The 6,638-nt window shown below is 62.7% G+C and carries 5 protein-coding genes; all 5 read right to left on the bottom strand.

The genetic code is table 11. The features are described from left to right. A partial coding sequence (locus tag L8F97_RS17320) for a hypothetical protein (RefSeq protein WP_242153058.1) occupies positions 1-345 on the bottom strand: 345 nt, incomplete at its 3' end. A 1,015-nt stretch (positions 346-1,360) separates the two neighbouring features. After that, entirely contained in the window at positions 1,361-3,277 is a 1,917-nt protein-coding gene (locus L8F97_RS17315) for a type IV secretory system conjugative DNA transfer family protein (protein ID WP_121905595.1), read from the bottom strand. 13 nt (positions 3,278-3,290) lie between these two features. After that, on the bottom strand, positions 3,291-4,313 hold the full coding sequence (virB11, locus tag L8F97_RS17310; RefSeq protein WP_121905596.1) for a P-type DNA transfer ATPase VirB11: 1,023 nt from the start codon (positions 4,311-4,313) through the stop codon (positions 3,291-3,293). Positions 4,314-4,317: 4 nt separating this feature from the next. Further along, complete coding sequence (virB10, locus tag L8F97_RS17305; protein ID WP_242153053.1) at positions 4,318-5,628, bottom strand: type IV secretion system protein VirB10; 1,311 nt, start codon at positions 5,626-5,628, stop codon at positions 4,318-4,320. A gap of 1 nt (position 5,629) precedes the next feature. Further along, on the bottom strand, positions 5,630-6,637 hold the full coding sequence (locus L8F97_RS17300) for a TrbG/VirB9 family P-type conjugative transfer protein (protein WP_242153051.1): 1,008 nt from the start codon (positions 6,635-6,637) through the stop codon (positions 5,630-5,632). Between the last annotated feature and the right edge of the window lies 1 nt (position 6,638).

Raw genomic sequence — 6,638 nt, 5'->3', positions numbered from 1 at the left:
GTTAAAAAGGATCATGCCGAATAAGTTATCGAGGTTAGCAGATCCCCCGCCTTCACAGGTGTCAAAACCGGCTGGTTGCGGCACGAAACCTTTCTCGAAAACGATCCAGACCGTGCGAAAACTCCAACCCCGAATGTAGCGTACTAATATAGCTGCGTGTCGGTTGCCAGGTGATTGGCTATCTTGCGTCGCAGCCATATCTGGCGACGTTATGTTTCGAGCATCACGTCTGTATCGGGGGCGGCGGTGAGTTTTCGCACGGTCTGGATCGAATTTCGGGAATGTCCGGGTTGGGCAGGAAAGCGGAACGGCGGCTTTCGGGAAGGTGCTGGCGATGGCCGACATTCTGTGGCGCTGCCTCCTTTTACAGGAGTATCTATCGTTACATTCACACGCTCGGCGGTCTGCTACGATCGAACTCCATTTTGAAGATTCCGTCAGACCTCAAAACATAGGTGCAATGATGCCAATCTTCCTGACTCTCTTTAAGCATGTCACGCCTTAGGGCGGATACAGCATCATTGACGGATCGGTTCATGGTTCTCTCACCTTCCACCCCCTCAACAAGCTTACCGTTGCACACGACATCGTAGCGCCTCTGTATCCAGTCGTCATGAACTTCTGCCACGATCCATACTTCGGATACAGAAGCCGCTAGCATTGGAGCAATTGCGAGGGCGATGCTCTCCAGCTGACGGCTACTTTCCATTTCTGCATTTACCTCCGATGCCAGATTATATCAGCGTAATCGCTTTTGCGATCCATTTTACCGCGCTTGCCCATTGGCCGTAACTAGACAGCTTTACCAATCCCGAGCGCCCCGATTGCAACTCATGTCTGGAAAGTTCCCCAAAATCCCACTGAACGAATGACTACTACCGGGACTCCGAATTACTAACCCGAGCGTCCGGGTGTGGGCGTGAACGGCCCTGCCGTTTTTAAGCGCCGACTAGCCCCGCCAGTGTCGGAAAACACATGATAGGCGACGCAGAGCACCGCAAATTCTGGAGAATTGCGGCGTGGGGCGGTGGCGCACGTGCTCTAGGTTCGCACTATTGCGCGAGATACCCTGTCGGATGGAGAAAGTGCGCGACAACCTCGGAGGCGGGGTTTTTCGTTAGGGGAGCCGCGGCTGTTATTTTGGCGTGAGATCGAAGCCCCGCGGAGTCGCTACCGTGCAGGCTGGCGCGATGCCGAGCAAATCTCGGAAGCCCCGCGAATGGCCGATTCATCCGAAACCCGACATTCCCGGCCGATTGCCCGAACGACTGCTTCGTCCCATTTGACGCCATTGGGGACAAATCGCTCGTTCCCAAAAACGATTCCCGCTAGCGAATCGCCGAAAAGGCATTCTCATTAATTACGCAGCTTTGCGTCGCACCATGAGGACGCCTTCGAAGAGTTTGGCGACACGCTCGTTTGGCGGAACGGCCAAAGCCGCGCTGATCGCGGCCTGATTCAATCCCCGCCGACCCATTGCACGAGCGCCGTTGGTAGCAGCAGGTTCTGAGGGTGTCGCGGCGCTTCGCATCGACGAGGCGTCGTCGGCGGGAGCCTGCGTGGCCTCGATCACCCGAAGGCTGTTAGCAGCGACGGCGGGGTCGACGCGGATCTGGGGCATCTCCGGGGCGGGTATTTTGGTCCGCGCCGAGAGCTTCTTCTCGGCATAGTAACGGACCTTCTTTCCATAGGTCGCGTACATGCCTCGCCGGAAAACGATCAGATCGTCCTCCGGCAGCAACTCAACTTCCTGAGGGAGCATCAGCGGCCGGCGCTGATCGGAGTCCGAGGTGGAGCCGCCGCCGCCGCCCCACGTTCCTATCGAGCGCGACCGCGCCTTGAACGTGTAGCTGCCGAGCTGGTCCGAAATCTTCTTCGCCTCGGCCAAACCGGCCGGACGAAGAACAAGCCGCACCGCGCAGTTTCGCTCGATGTCGGCCGCCACCTTGTCCCCATAAACGCCCTGGATCTGTTCGAGCGACTGGAACGCCGGCAGCATCCGCAGCCCGTAGCCGGCGACATAGCTGAAGGCGTTCGCGAGCACGGTGCATTTGCCGAGGCTCGCGAACTCGTCCAGGGCGAGCAGCACCTTGATCTGATGCTTGTCGCCCTTCGGCAGCTCGCGGACGTTGCGGTCGATGAGTTGCTGGAAGAGCAGGCCGTAGATGGGCGCAACCCGCTCTAGGTCGTCCGGCGACACGCCGAGATAGAGCGAGATCCGCTTGTCCCGAAAGTCACTGAGATCGAAATCGCTCTCTGAGGTCGCCGCATCGACATATGGGTTCAGCCAGCCGTTGATCTTGGACGTAACCGACTGGCGCAATCCGGAAAATGTGTTCGCCGACGAGCCGGTATAATCCTTGATCGCCGATACGCACCCTTCCGACAGGGGCTTCCCGGCCTTCTTACGATCGGCGATGATCTTCGGGAAACGCCGCTGGGCATCGCTGGCCGCGAACTGGCGGTACACCTCGCCGAGCGTGAAGGGGAGGGCGTCCTCCCCATCGTCGACGGTTGCCGCGATATATGCGGTGATGCCGAGAAAAGCGGTTCGCGCGCCCTCGGCCCAGAACTTCTCGCCCGTGAGCGGATCGGGATAGAGCATTGCCGCGATCTTCTGAAGCTCGTTGATGACCTCCACCGGATCATGCCGGTTGATGTAGCTCAGCGGGTTCCACCGCACGGTGCGACCCGTGGGATCGAGCGGGTTGAAGAGCAGCACCTGCTGCCCGAGCACCTTCAGCCGATACCCCGCGGTGTTGTCGTAATTCTCCTGCTTGATGTCGAGCACCACGAGAGAATCGAGCCAGTCGAGCAAGTTCGGGATGATGACGCCCACCCCCTTGCCGGCGCGCGTCGGGGCTTCCAGCATCACATGCTCGGGTCCGCCAAAGCGCATCACCTTCCCGCCGAACTTGCCCAGCACGATGCCGGCCGAGGCGAGCATCTTGCCGTTGCGAACCTCGCCGACTCGCGCGAAGCGCGCCTCGCCGTGGAGCTTCTGCCGTTTGAACAGCGTGGAGAGGATGGTGATGACCGTCAGAACGAGGCCGATCCCGAAGCCGATCAGGAACGGCTGATAGACGATCGGATAGCCCTTCAACGCCCACAGCGCGGCCGGCACCTTAATCCAGGGCGTATGCGCGTTGAGGAGGTGGGCACGCCACAGGACGGCGAGGGCGCCGATCGTGGCGCTCAGCGCCAGGCCGATGATGCCAAGGAACGCGATCGCGCCCGGCTGCGACCCTTCGTCGCTTCGCACCCATTTTCCGTTCATGCCGGCACCCCCTTCAGTCGGTCGGCTTGCTCGCCGGATCGAACCATACTTCGGTCATGCGATAGCGCGCCGGCTGGCCCTCGCCGGGTGGCAGGCGGTGCATCTGCACGACGATATCGACCAGCGAGCGCAGCAGCGCCCGGATGTCGTGGCGGTCGAGATCGTTGCCGCCTTCCGATTCCTTCACCAGCAGCGTCAGCTGCTCGAGCGCGCCCTCGGCCGTATTGGCGTGGACCGTGGTGATCGAACCGGGATGACCGCTGTTGACGTTGCGCAGGTAGAAGAAGGCGGTGCCGTCCCGCAGTTCCTGCAGAAGGATGCGATCGGGCCGCATCCGCAGCGCCGATTCCAGCAACTCCTTGGCGCCCGCCTTCTGGAGGCTCTTCCCATCCTTGGCGTACATCATGTGGACGTGGTTGCGCTGGGGTACGACGAGCTCGCGCGTGTCCTCGATCGTCAGGATCCGCTCATAGTCCGGGATCAGCTTGATGAGACCCTTAGAGAAGCTCGTCTTGCCGGAGCCCGTCGCGCCGGAAATGAGGATGTTCTTGCGGGCTTCGACCGCCAGCTTGAAGAAGGCGCGCCAATCGCCCGCCTCGCGCAGTCGCAGCAGATCGGGGTCAACCTCCTCGTACAGGCCGTGCGCGCGCACCTCGCTGAACAGGCCGGCACGCTCGAAATCGTCGATGTTCATCGTCACGCCGGACGCTTTGCGGATCGTGATCGAGATGAAGCCTTGCTCGACCGCCGGGGGAACGACGACCTGTGCGCGCTCGCCGCCCGGCAGGACCGAGGAGCATATCGGATATTCGGAGTTGATGTCCTGCTTGGTCAGCCCCGCGATCAGCTTCGCCAGCGTCATGAGGGCCGCATTGTCGAGTGCGGGCTCCTCATGCCATTCCCAGCCACCACGCGTCTCGAGGCCGATCATCCCTGGCTCGTTGATGACCAGCTCGGTCACATCGTCGCGCAGAAGGTGCCGTCGGATCGGCTCGGCATTATGCTCGTAGATCAGCGACGTCGGACTGGATGCCACGGCCTTAACGCCTCAATCCCACATCATAGACTGAGCGGAAATCGAAGTCCTTGGCGACGAAGATCGCCGCGGTGTCGCCCTGGTTCTTCTTCAAGATCGGTTTGATGTTCATAGTTTGCTGAAGGACGGTCTGCCCGGTTTGTCCGGGAACTTGCGTGGTGTTGCTCCCCTCATTGGCGACCGCCCGACCGGCGATTTGCGAGGCATCCTCCAGCACCGAGATGACGAGCCCAACGCCGAAACGTGCCCAGAACTGGGTATCGACGCCGCCTGGCAACCCGGCCCGACCAAGGCTATCCGCTGCCGGCGACCCGAGGTCGATCGCTACGCCGCGCGGCGTCAGGGCGCGCGTCCACAGTACGAACAGGCGCGCTTGCCCCTGCGTGATGCCGCCGGAATATTGCCCGAGGACCTTGGTCCCCTTGTCGAGCAGGACGATGCGACCGTTCTCGGAATAGACATCGTGGTTGATGACGCAGGACACGAACCCGGCCTGCGTCGAGTTGATCGCCGTTTGGAGCGTGCAGGGGATGACCGTGCCCGCACTCAGCAGAAGGTTACGGTCCGCGACCATCGTTGCCCGGACCGTCTGGATCGCGGCATGGCCGAGCTGATCGTTGAAGTCGGTCGAACCCTTGCCCGCTTCGGCCGGATTGTCTTCGCCCGGCGCTCCGAAACCACTGGCACCGAGACCCCGCCGCGCGACGGTGGATTGTCCAGCGCCGCGCGTCCGGTCCTCGAGGTCCGTACTCTGTTGAGCGTCCGCACCGGGCGCGGAGGCGGGAAGAGCGGTCGAGGCCAGCCCGGTGTTGCCAAAGGCCATGATCGGCGATCGCCGGGCCGCATCGGCCATGGCGCGCGCCTGCTCTGCACGTCGCTGCTCCGGAGATTGCTGTCCGTTCGCCGTGGCGGAGGCTGTCCCGCCCGTTGTCGGCACCGGATTGCCGTTGGCATCGGCGACCTGCGTCCCCGCCGCTGCGGCGATCGGCCGCCCGAAGATGTCGGTCTGCGCCGCGCCGGGCTGGCCGAGTTGACCCGCGAGCGCCGCTCGCTGGGCGTTTGGCGATCCCATCACGTCGTCCACGGCACGGTCACTGGCCTTCGCGGGCTGCGCGGCAGCCGCGGTACTGGCCGATTGGTGAAACGCACCATAGCCTATCACGATGCCGCTTAGGGCGCCGAGCAATCCGATCCCCGCACCGATGAAGGCGAGGTTGCCCCACCCGCCGCTACGCGCGACCGGGTTATCGACCTCGCTTGGAGCAACGGTGTCGGCAGCGACATCGCCCCCGCGGTCAATCACGGTCCCGACCATGTTACTGCCCCTTCACTTTGCGTTCGACGACATTGGAGACGGTGCCCGTTCGATCGCCGCGATCGTTGCGCAGCGGCGCCTCGTTGTAGATGCACAGCACCGTCGCCCCGCGCCGGAGGCGCAACTGACGGTAGACCGCATGGATCACGACGAAATCCTCGCGAACATCGTAGGGGACGATCGTCTCGGTCCCGTCGACGTCGACCGCGAAGATCGAGGGAATGTCGGCGTGGCCCGGATAGCGCAGCACGGTGAACTCGCCGTTGTCGGAGACCTCGGTGGGTTGCAGCGCGACGTCGCCCTGCACGGTATAACTCATATTCCGGGTGCCCTCGATCACGGCATGGTCGAGCGCGGCGATGGTGATGGTCGTCTCGATCGCCTTGGCGGCCTGGACCTGGGCAAGCTGCACCTGCAACGCCGCCATCGCCCGTTCCTCGCGCGGATAGCGGAATCGTACGCCGTACATCGTGGCGCCCGTCCCTAGTGCGAGGTTGAAATGATAGGTGCGCGACACGCCGCCCGCGTTGGTGACGACGATCAGGTTGGTTCCTCCAGCCCTCTCGCGGGGTTTGAGAAAGACGATGTTTCCAACGGGCGCGATCTGCCAGGAGACGGTATCGCCCAAGGCGGCCTGCGTGACCGTTTCGCCGGGCCCGAACTGGATCTCGATCGCGTGCCGGAAACTGCCGACGATCGTCACCACCTGATCTGGATCGTAGTTGACGTTGCGAACGCGAGCGTCCTTGGCCCCAGGGACGGGGGTCTCCGACGCGAACGCAGGCTGTGGCGCAAGCGTGACTGCCGCGGCACCCAGAATTGAGAACGCGACGAGGCGGTGCCACACCGCCCCGACCCCGCGCCAGAACCGGTTCCTGGCGCCATCCTCTGTCAGCACCAACTCCGTCGCCGGCGGTGACAGGCGGAGAATCAGCTTTTTGCGGAGCGCGGGCATAAAGGGGACGGCAACACGGTCGCCATTGTCCGACGTATTTGGCTGATCGCTCATG

Origin of the sequence: Sphingomonas sp. BAUL-RG-20F-R05-02, from assembly GCF_022662305.1 — a bacterium.
GTDB lineage: Bacteria > Pseudomonadota > Alphaproteobacteria > Sphingomonadales > Sphingomonadaceae > Sphingomonas.
The sequence above is the reverse complement of the archived record's forward strand: the minus strand, read 5'-3'. Positions and strand labels throughout refer to the sequence as shown.